The organism is Gracilibacillus sp. JCM 18860, assembly GCF_055395245.1.
This window is the reverse complement of record NZ_AP043868.1, coordinates 1005813-1024042: the sequence shown is the minus strand read 5'-3', so window position 1 is coordinate 1024042 and position 18230 is coordinate 1005813. Positions and strand designations below refer to the sequence as shown.

Here is an 18230-nt window from a genome sequence, read left to right as displayed (position 1 = left end):
TGCAAATAAAGGAGTGTTGCTTTGTCATGAAAGTATCTTTTCATGGTCAATCTGTCGTTAAAATTGTTACAGAAAATCACACGATCTTAATCGATCCTTTTATTACAGGTAATGACACCTGTGATTTACATGGGGAAGAAGAAAATCCCGATGCTATCTTACTAACTCATGGTCATAATGATCACGTTGGGGATACGATTAGTATTGCTAAAAGAACGAATTGTTTGATCGTGGCTCCTAATGAATTAGCCGTCTATATGGAATCAAGAGGACTAAATGCGCATCCGATGCATATTGGAGGTGCACATACGTTTGATTTTGGAAAGGTAAAATTCACCCCTGCATTTCATGGCTCAATGTTCGAGGATGAAGAAGGGAATAAAATTTATGGTGGAATGCCAGGCGGAATCCTATTATCAGTAGAAAATAAAACAATCTACCATGCAGGTGATACGGCATTGTTTTCTGATTTAAAGCTAATCGGAGAAATGAATCAAATTGATCTTGCCTTTTTGCCAATAGGAGATAACTTTACGATGGGACCAGAGGATGCGTTAATTGCAGCGGACTGGATCAAAGCGAAGCGCATTGTTCCGATGCACTATAATACTTTTCCACTAATTGAACAAGATGGAGAAGCATTTGCAAACAAAGTAAAAACAGGCCAAGGAATCGCCTTAAAGCCGGGTGAAGGGATAGAATTATAGGGAAAGCAATTGTTAAATAAAATGAATAAGAGGAGTGAAGACAAGGTATCTTTTAAGCCTTGTCTTTTCATTTAGTAAAGTCGTCATTTCCATTCATTCTTTTGAAAGTAGTACAGGTAATGAATAAAATATAAAACAGTAGAAAATAATGAGGAAGAACCATATACTTTTATAACAACTAATTGAATCTTGACAGAATGATCTGTATAATAACAATAAGGAATAAATTAATAGTACAGATGAAAGAATGGTGAGCTATTATTGGCTACAAAACATGAACAAATTTTATCTTTTATAGAATCTCTTAAAGTAGGAAATAAAATCTCTGTTCGTCAAATTGCCAAGGAATTAAACGTCAGCGAGGGGACCGCATATCGGGCAATTAAAGAAGCAGAGAACAAAGGATTAGTTAGCACAATTGAACGGGTAGGAACCATCAGAATTGAGCGAAAGCAAAAAGAAAACTTTGAGAATTTAACCTTTGCAGAGATTGTAAGTATTGTCGATGGACAAGTATTAGGTGGTAGAGAGGGACTATATAAAACCTTGAACAAATTTGTCATCGGTGCAATGGAATTAGATGCGATGATGCGCTATACAGAAAAGGATTCCTTGCTAATAGTAGGAAACCGGACGGAAGCCCATCAATTTGCACTAAAAGAAGGCGCTGCCGTGTTGATTACAGGTGGCTTTGATACAGATGAAGCCGCAAAAGAGCTTGCAGACCAAAAGAAATTGCCAATCATTTCTACTAGCTACGACACATTTACGGTAGCTGCAATGATTAATCGTGCTATCTATGATCAGCTGATTAAAAAGGAAATCGTCCTTGTTGGAGATATCTATACCAAAAAAGATAGTACGTATTATCTGTCCACAAAGGATAGAGTGGCAAAATGGCATGAGTGGGAGGAAAAAACGACACATAGTCGATATCCGGTGGTAGATGACAAACAAAAAGTTGTCGGGATTGTTACTTCTAAAGATGTTATTGGCAAAAAGACAGAGATGAACATTGACAAGGTAATGACGAAAAACCCTTTAACCGTAATGAAGGAAACTTCATTAGCTTATGCAGCACATATGATGGTATGGGAAGGGATAGAAATAATGCCTGTTGTGGATCAACATCACCACCTTGAAGGTTTAATCTCTCGCCAAGATGTATTGAAAGCATTGCAACATATTCAAAAGCAACCACAGGTTGGAGAAACAATTGATGATATTGTGTCGAACTATTTTGATCTTCATGATAACGATGCACATCACGTCACTTATGAAGCAGAAATAACGCCACAGATGACGAATCAACTTGGAACCCTTTCCAATGGTGTATTTGTTTCTTTTGTTATCGAAGCAGCTAGTAGTTTATTGCGTCAACAGAAAAAAGGTGATCTAGTTGTGGAGAATATTACCGTTTACTTTATAAAACCGATTCAACTGGAAACAAAGGTATCTTTTCATCCAAAGATCATAGATGTAGGACGTAAATCTGCTAAGATTGATGTAGAGGTTTATCATGAGCGTAAAATGGTCGGCAAAGCCATGCTAATGGCCCAAATAATTGACCGATAGAGAAAGGGGGCCGGGACATAATTAAAAAGGAGCATGAGAATCCGAACAATATTCTGACTAAGCGTATCCAAAATACGGAGACTCCTGTGGGAACAGCACGAGCTGATGATCCACTTTGCAAAGTTAGCAGATCGCAGTGCCCGCGGAAAGCGAAGTATGTTGACGGAGCGGTTTCTGTGCAGAAATACTAATGTTCGGGTTTTTCTTCCTATAATATTCTTTTTGTCCCAGCCCCAAATCATTATATGTTTTCCTTTCTCTTTCGTTGTTCACTTTTATAATGCTGGTATCTTTTTATACCTGTATACATTTGTAGCAGACCAAATATCAAAAAGACGATTGCAACATATAAAGCGATTTTTGTTTGATAGTATAAGTATTGATTTACTCCAAAAAAGCTGATAAATATTCCTAGTGAAATACGTGCCTTTGCATTCAAAATCTCTTGAATTAATGGGTCACTGCCTCGTAAAATCATCACCTTATAATAGACATATAAAACAATGGAGATAATGATTACAATAGGAAAGACGACCATCGTATCCCCCCTTAAAAAAGTACTGCCTAAATACATATCAAACTATTTAAAGTTATAGTCCGTTATCATTGTACCGTTATCAAGTATGAAATTCTAGCAAAATGTAAAATTTGATATTACGATGATAATGGTATAAATTGAATTTAATTGAAAGAGGGAAGACTATGATCACAGCTAAAATTATGGAAAAGATAAAACAATATGAGGATATTATTATTCATCGACATGTGCGCCCAGATCCTGATGCATACGGTTCACAGAATGGGCTTGCCACGATTATAAAGAATTCCTTTCCTGACAAACGAGTGTACGTGGTTGGGGAAGAAGAGCAATGGTTATCGTTTATGGGGAAAATGGACAACATTCCTGATCATGTGTATAACAATGCATTAGTCGTTGTTTGTGATACGGCTAATCGGGAGCGTGTATCTGACCAAAGATTCCATTACGGGAAAGAGTTAATTAAAATTGACCATCACCCGAATGTCGATCCATATGGTGACCTTCAATGGGTAGAAACAGAAGCAAGCTCAACAAGTGAGATGATTTATCAGCTTTTTAAGGAACACGAAAAGGGTGGATTAGTAATGACAGAGGAAAGTGCTTCATTACTATATAGCGGGATTGTTGGAGATACGGGTAGATTTTTGTTCCCAAGTACTACAGAGAAAACTTTTCAGTATGCTTCGGAGCTTGTTAGCTATCCATTTGATCGGACCATCATTTATGAAGAAATGTATAAAACAAGTCTGAATATCGCGAAATTAAAAGGATACATCCTACAAAATGTCGTCATATCGACAGCTGGTGTAAGCCATGTAAAGCTGACAAAGGAAATATTGGAAGAGTACCAAGTTACACCATCAGAAACAAGTTCAGTTGTTGGAGTATTGGGAGATATTGAAGGAATAAAAGTATGGGTAATCTTTGTTGAAGAAGAGGACACCATCCGGGTAAGACTTCGCTCCAAAGGACCAATTATTAATGAACTAGCAGCACAATATGAAGGAGGTGGCCACCCTCTTGCATCTGGTGCTAAAATTCATGATTGGGCAACCGTTCCCCAGCTACTTAAAGATTTAGAATCAATATGTGCACAAGAATAAGATGGCAGCCATTAAGCAAAAATTAATCTGCCACACTTAATTCAATGGAAAGCTGAAGCTGTTCCATAACAATGATTCGAGAGATTTTTGATTGATAGGAGAAATCGTCAATATTGATTGTTTTATTTTCAATTGTCGAAATAAGCAGATCAATACTTGTTGCGATTTCTTCCACTGATTTCCCCATCGCATAATTTGCCTCTTCACGTATAGCCTCCTCGATTTGATGAACCATGATACGGTCATTTTCGAGCTTTAATTCCTTTAGATTAGTAAAGGCGATATCAATCTCTTTTATTTCAATACCTTCCTTCGATTGTTGGTCTAAGGCACGATGATTTTCAAGCAAGGTTTCATAACTTTTATTTAAATCTTGATATTCTGCTCTTAAGGCCATATTTTCTTGAATCCAATTTTCCTGTAATTCGCCAAAGATAAATAAAAAAATCATATAAGCAATAATAGCTCCGATTGCCGTTCCTGCTAAGAACCTTTGCCAGCTGGCTCGTTTATATAGTGGAGGGATATGCATTATTGTATCTCCTCTTGAATTAGCCATTCAATAATGAGGAGGGCAGTTTGAGCGCCTCCCATTGCAGCAATAATCATGATTATTTGTTTAACCATATCCAAGGTAGAACCTTCCCATATTCCTCGTTCAAAATTGGAAATGGCATCAAAGGTTCCTCCAATTGCTGCAACAATTGCCCAAATATGGAGGCTTTTTGCGATTCGACTGATATGAGTAAGGGGAGCCTCTCCAGTTGCATAAGCACCTATACTTCCGATAATAGAACCACCAATCATAACACCAAAAGCAATAAAGTAACATTGGATCATTGTCGTAATAAATCTTTCTTCCATCTAAACACCCTTTCATGCTTCAAAGCAATCATGGTAGATAATATATTTCTTACTTAAATATATGACAAGCCTTTCAAGATATGTTTCCATTTCATAACATGTATCAATACGTTATAATAAAAGAAGTTAGTACGGACAGTAGGTGAGGAAATGACCTTAGCACAATTACAAATAAAAAGTAGTTTTTCATTCCTGAAGAGTATGGTGCAAATAGATGAGCTCGTACAGCAAGCAAAAAATTTAAATTATGATACCCTCGCTCTTACAGATGAGAGCGTTCTTCATGGGGCTATCTCGTTTTATCAAGCATGCGAAAAGGCAGGAATAAAGCCTATTATCGGAATGGAAGCATCTATCCTAATCGAAGAACAACTCTATTCTTTTCTTCTATTAGCAAAAAATGAGTCGGGCTATAAGGAACTAATCCAATTAAGCTCTCTAATACAACAAGGAGGTGTCTGTCAATTAGACGGATTGAGAGAGGCTTCTGAAAACTTTATCCTCGTTTTACCAATCTCTCCACTTATTGAAGAGCAAAAGGAATGGTTTGATCATCTAAGTAGAATAGTAAGAGCATGTGAGGGATTTTCTCTTTATTTAGGTATTTCACCGAACACAGGTGATTTCTGGCCAATGCTTCAAGAATGGGTGAGGAAAACGAAGCAGAAGGCAGTAGCACTTCCTGATGTACGATATGTATATAAAAATGATGCACTTGCCTATAGCTGCTTGGAAAAACTTGCGATTGGAGACAAATGGGATCCATCAGCCGCATCATTTGACAAGCATCTTTACTTAAGAAATGAGCAGGAATTGAAGCAAATTTATCAAAATTGGCCTGAACTATTGGAAGAAGCAAGTTCTGTGGCAAAAAAATGTCAGATAGAGCTTAAGCTTGATCAGCGGCTTTTACCAAAATACCCATTGGCTGAAGGGCAACGTGCCGACGACTATCTCGAAAAACAATGCCATCTAGCATTATCTAAAAAGTATGATAACATTACCGATGTGATAGTTGATCGGCTTCATTACGAATTGGATGTTATTCATTCAATGGGATTTAGTGATTACTTTCTTATCGTATCGGATTTTGTCCGATATGCGAAAGAATCGAATATCATGGTTGGACCGGGAAGGGGATCAGCTGCTGGTTCTCTCGTTGCCTATTTATTAGGAATAACGAATGTTGACCCATTAGAATATGGATTGTTATTTGAACGTTTTTTGAATCCTGAACGGGTATCCATGCCAGATATTGATATTGATTTTTCCGATGAAAAGCGTGATCAAGTGATTCAGTATGTATCTGAAAAATATGGTGTCGAACAAGTCGCACAAATTATTACATTTGGAACGTTTGCTGCAAGGTCTATTCTAAGAGAATTATCCAAAACAATGGAAATACCTGATAGTGACCTATACTATATTTTGAAAAAACTGCCGAAAGAATCTAATGAAAAGTTAGCAGTGTTATTAAAAAAATCACCAGAATTGATTGATTATGTAAAGCATTCAGAAAAATTAAAAATACTTTTTAAGGTTGCCAATCGATTAGAAGGCTTGCCAAGACATCATTCCACACATGCAGCTGGTGTCATAATCAGTGATCAACCGTTGACGAAATATGTCCCTGTCATGCCTTCACAGAATCAAATGTTACTTACTCAATATCCAATGAATGATTTAGAGAAAGTTGGATTATTGAAGTTTGATTTTCTTGGATTAAGAAACTTAACTTTAATTGAAAGGATCTGTTCGCAGATTAATCATCATTCGACAGAGCCTATGGAAATAGATGCAATTCCATTTGATGATGCCAACACATTTTCCTTATTAAGAGAAGGACGAACAAATGGTGTCTTTCAGCTTGAATCCCAAGGAATGAAGCAAGTGCTAAGAGATTTAAAGCCAACTAATTTAGAAGATATCGTTGCGGTCAACGCTTTATATCGACCAGGACCAATGCAGTTTATCTCATTGTTTATTAACCGAAAGCATGGTAAAGAAGAGGTGCATTATCTACATCCAGATCTTGGACCTATTTTAGCCAAGACTTATGGAGTACTCGTCTATCAAGAGCAAATTATGCAAATAGCGAATAAAATGGCTAATTTTTCCTATGGAGAAGCGGATTTATTACGTCGTGCAGTTAGTAAAAAAGAAAAAAATATACTTCTTGAGCAAAAGGAGAAGTTTTTACAAGGCTGTCAGGAAAACCAATATCCTGCTTCATTAGGTGAAGAGGTATTTGAATGGATTCTCCGCTTCTCTAACTATGGTTTTAATCGAAGTCATGCCGTAGCATACAGTATGATTGCTTATCAGTTAGCCTATTTAAAAGCAAATTATCCATTGGCATTTTTTGCTGAGATGTTAAGTATGCAAATGGGCAATGCGGATAAAATGCAAAGCTATATTCGAGAAGCAACGAATCAATCGATTAAGATATTACCCCCATCAATTAATAGAAGTATCGGAAAATTCAAGGTAGAGGATCAATCGATCAGGATGGGGTTAAGTGCGATAAAAGGTATCGGTTTTCAAATTGTTCAAGAGATTTTACAAGCACGTAAGGAGAAGCCATTTAAAAATATCTTTGACTTTTGTCTCCGAGTTCCGACAAATAGAGTGAAACGCAGTGCTATTGAATCACTAATTTTAGCTGGGGCATTTGATGAAACCTATTCGAACAGAGCGACATTGTTAGCGAGCCTTGATGATGCTATTGAACAAGGGGAATTATTTCGTGGATTTGATGATCAGTTAGCCTTATTTCAAGGGGACCTAGCATTAGATGCTGTCTATGTTGATAAAGAACCATTTCCACCAATCAAACAGTTGATGATGGAAAAAGAAGTAGTAGGTTTTTTTGTTTCTACACACCCTTTAACTAATATACGAACGAGGATAGGCAAAATTGGTTACCTTACGATTCAACAGGCCAAATATCAAAAATCAAGAAAGCTAAAGCTTGCCGCAGTAGTTCAAACCCTCAAGGTCATTCGTACTAAAAAGGGAGAATCAATGGCTTTTATAACGATAGCAGATGAGACGGATGAGTTGGAGGGAGTTATTTTTCCTCCTGCTTTTCGGAAGGTTAACCATTGGTTGAAAGAAGAAGAATTTGCCTTTGTCCATGGACGAGTGGAAAACCGTGGAGATAAATTGCAAATTATCGCAGAAGATATCCAACCACTTGTGATGGAGCAACAAACACAAAGCAATGAAAAAATCTTTATTCAGACCCACGCAACAGAACATGCACAGCTACTCGATACAATTGGCAAACTAGCTCAAAAATATCCTGGGTTAACCCCTGTGTTTTTGTATCGAACAATGGATAAAAAATTATACAAATTGGATGAGGACTACCATCTTAACAGTAATTGGCATGTTATAAAAGTATTGAAGCAGCACTTTGGCGAGGAAAATGTCGTGTTACGTCCATAATGAGAGACTTCCATCAGTGGCGCTCTTCCGTGCATCCTTCACTGATGGATAAAGTCCATTATCTAAAGCGACGTTACTTTTCTTGTGAAGGTAATAGTAGAATGGTCTAACTTTACACAAGATTTGCTTCTGATATAATATAATAGTTAATGCCTGTCAATATATTACCTTGTCTACATATACATAGATAGATACTGCTAACAAATCATATGTATGCATGGTTTAGCGCCTTTTCAAGATTGAATTGGACAAGACGTGTAATATAAAGGAGGAGTATTCCTTGCAGTTGAAAGAATTATTTGGTAAGAAGAAAAAATATGCACCAATACCAAATGAGGGTGCAAAAATAGATGTGCCAGAAGGCTTAATGCAAAAGTGCAGTCAATGTCAAAAAATTTACTACCAAAAAGAATGGAAGAAGAACTTAAATGTCTGTCCTAACTGTGGCCATCATCATCAAATCACGTCATATGAAAGAATCCTCCACTTATTTGATGAGGATACATTCAATGAATGGGATAAGGAATTAATCTCTGGCAATCCCTTAGATTTTCCACAATATGAGGAAAAACTAGACAAGGACCGGGTAAAAACAGGATTAAATGAAGCAGTTGTTACAGGGGAAGGTAAAATTAAAGGCAATAGAGCTGCTGTAGCTGTTATGGATGCCAGATTCCGAATGGGAAGTATGGGGTCGGTAGTTGGGGAAAAGATTACTAGGGCGATTGAGAAGGCCCGTGAACAAGGAATCCCGATGATTGTTTTCACTGCATCTGGTGGTGCAAGAATGCAAGAAGGGATGCTAAGTCTCATGCAAATGGCTAAAACCTCTATCGCTATCGAACGATTACATCGGGAAAGGGGTTTGTTTATCTCAGTGATGACAAATCCAACCACAGGAGGAGTTTCCGCTAGCTTTGCGTCCATCGGAGATTATAATTTTGCAGAGCCTGGTGCTTTAATTGGTTTCGCAGGACGTCGGATCATTGAACAAACCATTCGAGAAAAGCTCCCTGAGGACTTTCAGACTGCTGAATTTCAATTAAAGCATGGGCAGTTAGATAAAGTAATTCCTCGAGATGAAATGAGAGACACATTAGCAACAATACTAGAAATTCATCAAGTAGGGGGTGCTACCATTGAAACAAGTACTAGAGTTTGAAAAACCAGTAATCGAACTTCGTGAAAAGATTGAAGAATTAAAAAAGATGACTCAAAATAGCGAGATCGATCTATCAGAAGAGATTGCTAAAATGGAAGCACGTCTTGCAAAATTAGAAAATGATATCTACGGTAAGTTAAAGCCTTGGGATCGTGTTCAAATAGCTCGTCATGCTGATCGACCAACCTCACAGGATTATATTGCGGAATTATTTACTGATTTTATTGAATTTCATGGGGATCGTTTTTATGGTGAGGATGAAGCAATAGTAGCCGGTATTGCTAAATATCAAGGAAAACCTGTTACTATTATTGGACATCAGCGAGGCAAGAATACGAAGGAAAATATAGACCGAAACTTTGGGATGCCACACCCAGAAGGTTATCGCAAAGCGCTACGTCATATGAAACAGGCAGAGAAGTTTCAACGTCCAATCATTACGTTTATTGATACAAAGGGTGCTTATCCAGGAAAGGCTGCTGAAGAGAGAGGACAGAGTGAGGCGATTGCTCGTAACTTAATGGAAATGGCTGGCCTTCAAGTTCCGATTATTTGTATCGTTATTGGTGAAGGTGGTAGTGGTGGAGCTCTTGGATTAGGAGTAGGTGATCGCATTCATATGTTGGAAAATTCCACCTATTCCGTTATTTCTCCAGAAGGTGCGGCAGCATTATTATGGAAGGATTCCAAGCAAGCAGAAAGAGCTGCTAAGTCATTAAAAATTACAGCACCAGATTTAAAAGAGCTTGGTATTATCGATGAAGTAATAGAAGAGCCCTTGGGTGGTGCACATCGAAATGTCTCCGTACAAGCTGATAACATTCGAAATGTGTTGGATCAATCACTACAAGAATTATCCATTTTAAAGGAAGAGGATCTTTTGGAACAACGCTGGTTAAAATATAAAAAGATTGGCGAGGTTCGTGAAACAATGAAAGCATAAAGCCAAAAAGCATCTTCTAGCTTGTAAAGAAGATGCTTTTTGGCTTGCATATTTTATACGTTAGGAAAGTATAAATTGTTTGCAGGAGATAAAGCGAAGATGCGAGAATTTTGATGTCCTGAGTATAAGAAAAGCTTGTTCTGAATTAAATACGGGAATGAAAAATCCAAAACTTGTACAACATTGTAATATATTGGATAACAATTGCACGCTTAGTTTACAATATTGTAACAAACTATTGGAAAAGCGTTTGTTATTACTTCTCTTTTACTGTCAAGTTAGCTAAAATAGTAATGTTGAGGTGTGTTTTGACATCATTTCATGTATAATTTGTGTTGATGTTAAAATTATTATAAACAATAGAGAAAATAGGGACAATTATTATGTGGAAGAAGAGGTGATTACATGAAAAGAATAGGTGTATTAACAAGTGGTGGAGACGCTCCTGGTATGAATGCAGCCGTCCGTGCAGTTGTTCGTAAGGCTATTTTTCATGAATTAGATGTTTATGGAGTTTATAATGGTTTTGAAGGTTTAATGGAAGGCAATATTAAAAAAATGGAACTAGGTTCAGTTGGTGATATTATTCAACGAGGTGGGACTATTCTTTATTCAGCGCGTTCCATGGACTTTAAAACAGATAAAGGTCAGAAAATTGCCATTGAACAAATGAAAAAATTCGGTATCGAAGGACTGATCGTAATTGGTGGCGATGGGTCTTTCCGTGGTGCGCAAAAGCTTACGGAAAAAGGATTTCCTTGTATTGGTGTCCCTGGAACCATTGATAATGATATTCCAGGAACAGACTACACAATTGGATTTGATACAGCACTAAATACGATTGTTGATGCAGTGGATAAAATTCGAGATACAGCAACATCTCATGAGCGTACATATGTGATCGAGGTAATGGGACGGGATGCAGGTGATTTAGCATTATGGGCAGGTCTTGCAAATGGTGCGGAAAGTGTGATTATTCCAGAAAAACAAGAAAGCTTTGAAAGTGTAGTGGCAAAGCTGAAGCGTGGACAAGTTCGTGGTAAGAAGCATAGTATCATTATCCTAGCAGAAGGTATTGGTAGTGGCATGGACTATGGAAAACGAATCGAGGAAGAAACAAAGATGGATACACGTGTAACGGTATTAGGACATATCCAACGCGGTGGTTCTCCATCTGGCTACGATCGAGTCTTAGCAAGTAGATTAGGAGCAAAAGCAGTTGATTTATTAATGGATGGTATTGGTGGAAGAATGGTAGGAATACAGAACAATGTGGTGGTAAGTCATGATTTTTCTGAAATTCTAGATAAAAAACATGAAATCAATATGAATATGTATGAGCTATCTAACCAATTATCTATTTAAATAATGAGAAGATCGCCATCCACAAGGTGATAATCTACTATGATAGAACAATGCAGGAATGATGACGAAGGAGGAAGTTGTAATGAGAAGAACGAAAATAGTATGTACGATAGGCCCAGCCTCAGAATCAATTGATAAATTAGAGCAGTTAATAGAAGCTGGAATGAATGTAGCGCGTCTTAACTTTTCACACGGTGACTTTGAGGAGCACGGTGCTAGAATTACGAATATAAGAAAAGCTGCTAAAAAATTAGGAAAAACAGTAGCCATTCTTTTAGATACAAAAGGTCCAGAGATTCGTACAGGTGTATTAAAAGAAGGACAAGCAAATATTATAAAAGGAAATACCGTTTATGTATCCATGGATGACTCACTCCAAGGGGATGCTAGCAAAATCTCGGTTACATATCCTCAATTAATTCATGATGTAGAGCCAGGCTCTAAGCTGTTATTAGATGATGGTTTAATCGCATTAGAAGTAACGGAAGTGTTGGAGGAACAAAACGAATTAAAAACAGTTGCCTTAAACTCAGGTCTATTGAAAAATAAAAAAGGCGTAAACGTGCCTAATGTTAGTGTGAACTTACCGGGAATAACGGAAAAGGATGCTGCCGATATTAAATTTGGTATCGAGCAAGGTGTTGATTTCATCGCTGCTTCTTTTGTACGCCGTGCTTCCGATGTGTTAGAAATCAGAGGATTACTTGAAGAAAATAATGCTACACATATTCAAATCATTCCTAAAATTGAAAACCAAGAAGGTGTAGACAACCTTGATGCTATTCTCCAAGTTAGTGATGGCTTAATGGTTGCACGTGGTGATTTGGGAGTAGAGATACCACCAGAAGATGTGCCTTTAGTTCAAAAAGAAATGATTTTCAAATGTAATAATGCAGGAAAACCAGTTATTACTGCTACGCAAATGTTAGATTCTATGCAACGAAATCCAAGACCGACAAGAGCTGAAGCGTCAGATGTTGCCAATGCTATATTAGATGGTACGGATGCTATTATGTTGTCAGGAGAAACTGCGGCAGGTGACTATCCAATTGAAGCAGTACAAACCATGAGCAATATCGCTAAAAAAGCAGAAACGGCGATTGATCATAAAGCAATGCTTGATTTACGCTCTAAAGCATCCGATATGACGATTACAGATGCGATTAGTCAATCAGTAAACCATACTGCTATGAATCTAAGTGTAGATGCGATTTTAACCCCTACTGTTAGTGGATTTACAGCAAGAATGATTTCAAAGTACCGTCCACAAGCTCCAATTATTGCGATGACTTTTGACGAACAAGTAAGCAGAAGATTGGCTTTAGTATGGGGAGTAGAATCAATAGTAGGCAACCTACTTCATACAACAGATGATGTATTAGAAGAGGTTATTGAGCGAGGGTTGGAAACAAATCACTTCAAACGAGGAGATAGAGTAATTATTACAGCAGGTGTTCCGGTTGGAGAGAGTGGTACAACCAACCTAATGAAAGTTCATGTTATTGGCGATGTCCTAGCTAAAGGCCAAGGTGTGGGAAAAGGAAGTGCTTATGGTAGAGCGGTACTTGTGAAGGATGCGAAAGAAGCGGAACTAAAAGTACAGCAGGACGATATTATTATCACATACGGTACAGATAAAGATATGATCAAATCGATCGAAAAAGCAGCAGGTATTATTACAGAAGAGGGCGGTTTGACTTCCCATGCGGCAGTTGTCGGCTTAAGTTTAGGCATTCCTGTCATTGTAGGTGTAGAGAAGGCACTTGAAGTGATCAAGGATCAGCAAGATATTACCATCGATGCTTCGAAAGGTGATATTTATGCAGGACATGCTAGCGTATTATAAAAGTAAACTTCCGTTTAATAGGTAATGAAAACTAGACATGTTATAATAGAGAGAGGGACCTTAATAGGATTCTTCTCTCTATTTTTTTCAAGTACTAAGGCATTCAATGATTAACTAAATCGGAAGGAGACAATCACATGCTACGTTGGCTTCTACTATTAATATTGATCGTTCCAGCATTGGAAATAGGCCTGTTTGTCTGGGCAGGCGGATATATTGGACCATGGTGGCTAATTTTTCTTATTATTCTAACAGGTGTTGTTGGAGCATGGCTTGCCAAGCAACAAGGCCTTGATACGATAAATAAAGCACGTCAATCGATGGCAATGGGTTATGCGCCACAGGAAGAGATATTTGATGGACTTTGTGTCATCATTGGTGGTGTACTATTGTTGACACCAGGGTTTGTAACAGATTCAGTAGGTTTAATATTACTCATTCCATATACGAGAAGACCTATCAAACAATGGATGAAAAAGATTTTACAAAGAATGATTCATAATGGTAAGTTCAGGATATATCGTCGTTAACCGAACTTCCCTTTTTGGATATAAGTAAGAATCATCGAAAATAACCCTGCATGATAACATGCTTTCATAAAAAATAAAAAGGCAGGGGCGATCCATAAGCCATTTATCCCGAATAGCTGAAAGCCAAGATAGATGGCTAAAATGGTGAGCATTGGGTGAATACCGATTGCTTGTGAGATTAACTTAGGCTCTAATACCTGCCTTTGGATCATGACAAAACCAAAAAGACTTAGTACACAAAAGCCAAGCCACGAGTTTCCACTAACAAATAAGAATAGAATCCAAGGGATAAAAATTAGTCCTGTGCCTAATATAGGTAAAACATCCATAATAGCAACAATAATCGAAATGGTAAACGCGTGTTTTACCTTTAATAGTAAAAGCCCAATGAAGATAGTGACCCAAGATATACTGACTAAAATGATTTGTGCCGTGATATATTTGACTAGCGTTACCTTTAATTGTTGGTAGATGTTAAATGGAACGCTTAATAGATCACTAGATACTTTTTTGGACACATAGTGATAAAATCTCTCCCAATCCTTACAAATAAAAAACGTGCAGAGTAATGAGAAGATTATAATGGTAATCGTCCCAGGTAAGGCAGCCAATTGTAAACCGAGCCAGCTCAGGAAATTTTCGAGAAAGTTGGCGATTTGGTCTGCAAAGCTTATGCTAATTTCATCAAGCTGTTCTTTCATAAGCGCACTTTGCTCTGGTGAAAGATTATCGAGATATGCACCAATCTTTTGAATATAAGGTAAAAGAAAGGAATTAACCGCCGCTGTAAAATCTATTAAAAAGGCATGAAATGGTTCAGGTAGCCATTTCGCTAGATAAATAACCCCTTCTATCACTTCAAATACTACAAAAACAAGCAAAAAAATAATGAAAGCAATCGTGAAAAAAATAACAAATAAACATGCCCAAAGGTGAGAAATAGTGGTTTTATCACTGATAAGCTTAATGATCGGATATAGCAACAAGGAAAAGCAACATGCTAGAAGTAATGGGAATAAGTATTGGAACAAAAAATAAAAAATATAAACCGTAAGACCAAGTCCAAAAATAAATAAGCCAATTCGATAGAGCATTTTTGCATTTAATTTCGCCATGCTGCTTCACCTCAAGAAATTGTGAATGAATAGAATTTTTCCAAATAAAGTTCTTTTATGTTATGATATAGGCTGGTACAAACCTTTCCTAATCTCCGTCATGACCACTTTTATATATATTCTGCATTAGTACAAGCTATGCAATGGAAAAGATTATATTCTCAATTTTAATCGTTTTCATTTACTAACTATTTTTGATTGTTTATAATAGGCATGGGGATGTTCAAAAGCTTCTCGAGAGCTTTTGAGGATAAGAATGGTTAGCGAAACGAAGCTAACGAGTGAAAAAGGATAAGAAAAGGAGAGAGATGTTATGTCAACAACGAAAGGACTTGAAGGGGTAGTAGCCGCTGAAACGAAGATTAGTTCCATTATTGACGATCAGCTTACATATGTTGGTTATACGATCGATGATCTAGCTGAGAATGCTAGCTTCGAAGAGGTTATATACTTACTATGGAACAAACGACTACCGAATAAGGAAGAGTTAACACAATTAGAAAAGGACCTTGTGGAAAATATGACATTACCGCAAGGCGTTGTAGAACATTTTAAATCCTATGACATACATAACGTTCATCCAATGGCTGCTCTACGTACAGCAATATCATTACTAGGTTTATATGATGAGGAAGCAGATGACATGAGCGAAGAAGCTAACAAGCGAAAGGCTATTCGACTACAAGCAAAGGTTGCTTCAGTAGTTGCTGCATTCTCACGTATTAGAGATGGCAAGGATATCGTGAAACCAAAGGAAGGCCTAAGCTATGCCGCAAACTTCTTATTCATGCTTAATGGAGAGGAATCGAACGAATTAGAGGTGGAAGCAATTAACAAAGCGCTTGTCCTTCATGCCGATCATGAGTTAAATGCCTCAACTTTTACATCTCGAGTTTGTGTAGCAACACTTTCAGATATTTATTCGGGTATTACTGCAGCGATAAGTGCATTAAAAGGACCGCTCCATGGGGGAGCAAACGAAGCGGTTATGAGCATGCTATTAGAAATTGAAGAAGTAGATAATGCGATTCCATATGTAAAAGAAAAAATAGCAAATAAAGAAAAGATTATGGGAATGGGTCACCGTGTATACAAGACTGGAGATCCACGCGCTAAACATTTAAAGAAAATGTCGAAGGAATTAACTGCTCTTCACAATATGGAAAAATGGTATGAAATGTCTGTTAAAATTGAAGATTATATTAAAGAAGAAAAAGGCTTGCCAGCAAATGTTGATTTTTATTCAGCATCTGTTTATCATAGTCTAGGAATCAAGCATGATCTATATACACCAATCTTTGCAATGAGTCGTTTTTCAGGCTGGATTGCACATATTTTAGAACAATATGAAAATAACCGTTTAATTAGACCGAGAGCAGAATATGTTGGTCCCACAAAACAAGCATATGTAGATATTAATGAGCGATAAGCATTTTCTTATGGAAAATGATATAATATATTTGAATTTTATTTTAGGAGGAATTGAAGAATGGGAGAAAAGATTACAGTAGAAAATGGTGTCGTACAAACACCAAATAAACCAATCATTCCATTTATTGAAGGAGACGGAACTGGGCCGGATATTTGGGCAGCGGCTAGCCGTGTTCTCGAAGCAGCAGTGGAAAAAGCATATAATGGTGAAAAAGGCATCGAATGGAAAGAAGTACTTGCTGGGGAAAAAGCGTATAATCAAACAGGTGAATGGCTTCCTGAAGAAACTCTAGATGCTATTCGTGAATATAAAATTGCTATTAAAGGTCCTCTTACAACTCCAATCGGTGGGGGTATCCGTTCATTAAACGTAGCATTACGTCAAAAGCTAGATTTATTTACTTGCCTACGCCCAGTGCGTTATTTCGATGGTGTTCCATCCCCTGTTAAGCATCCAGAAGATACAGATATGGTTATCTTCCGTGAAAATACTGAGGACATCTATGCTGGTATCGAATGGCAAAAAGGTTCAGATGAAGTGAAAAAAGTTATTGATTTCCTCCAAAATGAGATGGGTGTAACGAATATTCGTTTCCCTGAAACTTCTGGTATTGGTGTAAAGCCGGTATCTGAGGAAGGTACTAGTCGATTAGTTCGTGCCGCTATTGATTATGCTATTAAAGAAGGCCGTAAGAGTGTTACTTTAGTACATAAAGGTAACATTATGAAATTTACAGAAGGTGCATTCAAAAACTGGGGTTATGAGCTTGCTGAAAAAGAATACGGTGATAAAGTATTCACTTGGGCAGAATATGACAAGATTGTAGAAGAAAAAGGTCGTCAAGCAGCGGATGAAGCACAATCAGCAGCAGAAGCAGCTGGCAAAATCATCGTAAAAGATGCTATTGCGGATATTTTCTTACAACAAATATTAACTCGTCCGAAAGAATTTGATGTAGTAGCAACCATGAACCTAAATGGTGACTATATCTCTGATGCATTAGCAGCACAAGTTGGAGGTATTGGTATAGCTCCAGGCGCTAATATTAACTACGAATCTGGACATGCGATTTTTGAAGCTACTCATGGTACGGCTCCAAAATATGCGGGTCTTGATAAAGTGAACCCATCTTCTGTCATTCTTTCAGGTGTTCTTATGCTTGAACATCTTGGCTGGAGAGAAGCAGCTGACTTAGTCCTTAAATCCATGGATCAAACAATCGGATCAAAAGTCGTAACCTATGACTTTGCTCGATTAATGGAAGGTGCAACAGAAGTAAAAACATCTCAATTTGCTGATGAATTAATTAAAAATATGGGATAATAAGATTGTATCAAAAGCCTCTCTGCTAAGAGAGGCTTTTTGCAGAGAAAATTGGACAACAAGCAGAAGCAACGTAAGACTTGTCCAATATCCTGATATATTGACAAGTAAAAGCAGAGAAATCCTGAAGCTAATTTGGCACTTAACTCCCGCCTAAGTACCAAAAATAAAAATCCTAAATCTAATTTGGCACTTAACTCCCGCCTAAGTACCAAAAATAAAAATCCTGAGTCTAATTTGGCCCTTAACCCCCGTCTAAGTACCAAAAATAAAA

Annotated in this window: 15 protein-coding genes; 11 read left to right on the top strand and 4 right to left on the bottom strand. The window is 37.4% G+C overall.

Going from position 1 to position 18230, the window contains the following annotated elements; translation table 11 throughout:
- Nucleotides 1–26: 26 nt before the first annotated feature.
- A complete protein-coding gene (locus ACZ5R4_RS05430; RefSeq protein WP_464368167.1) occupies nt 27–707 on the top strand; it encodes a metal-dependent hydrolase in 681 nt (226 codons plus the stop codon).
- Nucleotides 708–968: 261 nt separating this feature from the next.
- Nucleotides 969–2282, top strand: a complete 1314-nt coding sequence (locus tag ACZ5R4_RS05425) for a DRTGG domain-containing protein (RefSeq protein WP_109983880.1) — start codon at nt 969–971, stop codon at nt 2280–2282.
- A gap of 241 nt (nt 2283–2523) precedes the next feature.
- Here ACZ5R4_RS05425 and ACZ5R4_RS05420 read toward each other — a convergent pair whose 3' ends face one another.
- Nucleotides 2524–2820: a YtpI family protein gene (locus ACZ5R4_RS05420; RefSeq protein WP_054861414.1), complete on the bottom strand. Its 297-nt coding sequence runs from the start codon at nt 2818–2820 to the stop codon at nt 2524–2526.
- 164 nt (nt 2821–2984) lie between these two features.
- Here ACZ5R4_RS05420 and ACZ5R4_RS05415 point away from each other — a divergent pair, with 164 nt between their 5' ends.
- On the top strand, nt 2985–3926 hold the full coding sequence (locus ACZ5R4_RS05415) for a DHH family phosphoesterase (RefSeq protein ID WP_464368166.1): 942 nt from the start codon (nt 2985–2987) through the stop codon (nt 3924–3926).
- Between the two features lie 22 nt (nt 3927–3948).
- Here the strand turns inward: ACZ5R4_RS05415 and ytrI are convergent, their stop codons facing one another.
- Both ytrI and ytrH read right to left on the bottom strand, forming a co-directional pair.
- Complete coding sequence (ytrI, locus tag ACZ5R4_RS05410; protein WP_109983881.1) at nt 3949–4458, bottom strand: sporulation membrane protein YtrI; 510 nt, start codon at nt 4456–4458, stop codon at nt 3949–3951.
- Nucleotides 4458–4790 carry a sporulation membrane protein YtrH gene (gene ytrH / locus ACZ5R4_RS05405; protein WP_054788245.1) on the bottom strand — a complete coding sequence of 111 codons (333 nt, stop codon included), beginning with the start codon at nt 4788–4790 and terminating at the stop codon, nt 4458–4460. The genes ytrI and ytrH overlap by 1 nt, the downstream gene beginning before the upstream one ends.
- Nucleotides 4791–4940: 150 nt before the next feature.
- Here ytrH and dnaE point away from each other — a divergent pair, with 150 nt between their 5' ends.
- The 6 genes from dnaE to ACZ5R4_RS05375 all read left to right on the top strand — a co-directional run bounded on the left by dnaE (nt 4941) and on the right by ACZ5R4_RS05375 (nt 14086).
- On the top strand, nt 4941–8240 hold the full coding sequence (gene dnaE, locus ACZ5R4_RS05400; protein WP_464368165.1) for a DNA polymerase III subunit alpha: 3300 nt from the start codon (nt 4941–4943) through the stop codon (nt 8238–8240).
- A 280-nt stretch (nt 8241–8520) separates the two neighbouring features.
- A complete protein-coding gene (gene accD, locus ACZ5R4_RS05395; protein ID WP_109983883.1) occupies nt 8521–9402 on the top strand; it encodes an acetyl-CoA carboxylase, carboxyltransferase subunit beta in 882 nt (293 codons plus the stop codon).
- Nucleotides 9380–10345, top strand: a complete 966-nt coding sequence (gene accA, locus ACZ5R4_RS05390; protein ID WP_109983884.1) for an acetyl-CoA carboxylase carboxyl transferase subunit alpha — start codon at nt 9380–9382, stop codon at nt 10343–10345. The genes accD and accA overlap by 23 nt, the downstream gene beginning before the upstream one ends.
- Nucleotides 10346–10750: 405 nt before the next feature.
- Nucleotides 10751–11710, top strand: a complete 960-nt coding sequence (gene pfkA, locus ACZ5R4_RS05385) for a 6-phosphofructokinase (protein ID WP_054861422.1) — start codon at nt 10751–10753, stop codon at nt 11708–11710.
- A gap of 82 nt (nt 11711–11792) precedes the next feature.
- Nucleotides 11793–13556 carry a pyruvate kinase gene (gene pyk / locus ACZ5R4_RS05380; protein WP_109983885.1) on the top strand — a complete coding sequence of 588 codons (1764 nt, stop codon included), beginning with the start codon at nt 11793–11795 and terminating at the stop codon, nt 13554–13556.
- Nucleotides 13557–13693: 137 nt separating this feature from the next.
- A complete protein-coding gene (locus ACZ5R4_RS05375) occupies nt 13694–14086 on the top strand; it encodes an FxsA family protein (protein WP_054788251.1) in 393 nt (130 codons plus the stop codon).
- Here ACZ5R4_RS05375 and ytvI read toward each other — a convergent pair.
- Nucleotides 14083–15201, bottom strand: a complete 1119-nt coding sequence (gene ytvI, locus ACZ5R4_RS05370; RefSeq protein ID WP_109983886.1) for a sporulation integral membrane protein YtvI — start codon at nt 15199–15201, stop codon at nt 14083–14085. The two genes, ACZ5R4_RS05375 and ytvI, sit on opposite strands and share 4 nt — an antisense overlap.
- Nucleotides 15202–15514: 313 nt before the next feature.
- On the opposite strand from ytvI, the gene citZ reads away from it, so the two are divergent.
- Nucleotides 15515–16630 carry a citrate synthase gene (gene citZ / locus ACZ5R4_RS05365; RefSeq protein ID WP_054788255.1) on the top strand — a complete coding sequence of 372 codons (1116 nt, stop codon included), beginning with the start codon at nt 15515–15517 and terminating at the stop codon, nt 16628–16630.
- A 60-nt stretch (nt 16631–16690) separates the two neighbouring features.
- A complete protein-coding gene (gene icd / locus ACZ5R4_RS05360; protein WP_109983887.1) occupies nt 16691–17956 on the top strand; it encodes an NADP-dependent isocitrate dehydrogenase in 1266 nt (421 codons plus the stop codon).
- The last annotated feature ends 274 nt before the right edge of the window (nt 17957–18230 follow it).

Bases quoted from the DNA above. Each gene is read 5' to 3' on its own strand.
- ACZ5R4_RS05430 (WP_464368167.1), top strand. From the start codon at position 27: ATGAAAGTATCTTTTCATGGTCAATCTGTCGTTAAAATTGTTACAGAA.
- ACZ5R4_RS05420 (WP_054861414.1), bottom strand. From the start codon at position 2,820: ATGGTCGTCTTTCCTATTGTAATCATTATCTCCATTGTTTTATATGTC.
- ACZ5R4_RS05415 (WP_464368166.1), top strand. From the start codon at position 2,985: ATGATCACAGCTAAAATTATGGAAAAGATAAAACAATATGAGGATATT.
- ytrI (WP_109983881.1), bottom strand. From the start codon at position 4,458: ATGCATATCCCTCCACTATATAAACGAGCCAGCTGGCAAAGGTTCTTA.
- ytrH (WP_054788245.1), bottom strand. From the start codon at position 4,790: ATGGAAGAAAGATTTATTACGACAATGATCCAATGTTACTTTATTGCT.
- dnaE (WP_464368165.1), top strand. From the start codon at position 4,941: ATGACCTTAGCACAATTACAAATAAAAAGTAGTTTTTCATTCCTGAAG.
- pfkA (WP_054861422.1), top strand. From the start codon at position 10,751: ATGAAAAGAATAGGTGTATTAACAAGTGGTGGAGACGCTCCTGGTATG.
- pyk (WP_109983885.1), top strand. From the start codon at position 11,793: ATGAGAAGAACGAAAATAGTATGTACGATAGGCCCAGCCTCAGAATCA.
- ACZ5R4_RS05375 (WP_054788251.1), top strand. From the start codon at position 13,694: ATGCTACGTTGGCTTCTACTATTAATATTGATCGTTCCAGCATTGGAA.
- ytvI (WP_109983886.1), bottom strand. From the start codon at position 15,201: ATGGCGAAATTAAATGCAAAAATGCTCTATCGAATTGGCTTATTTATT.
- citZ (WP_054788255.1), top strand. From the start codon at position 15,515: ATGTCAACAACGAAAGGACTTGAAGGGGTAGTAGCCGCTGAAACGAAG.
- icd (WP_109983887.1), top strand. From the start codon at position 16,691: ATGGGAGAAAAGATTACAGTAGAAAATGGTGTCGTACAAACACCAAAT.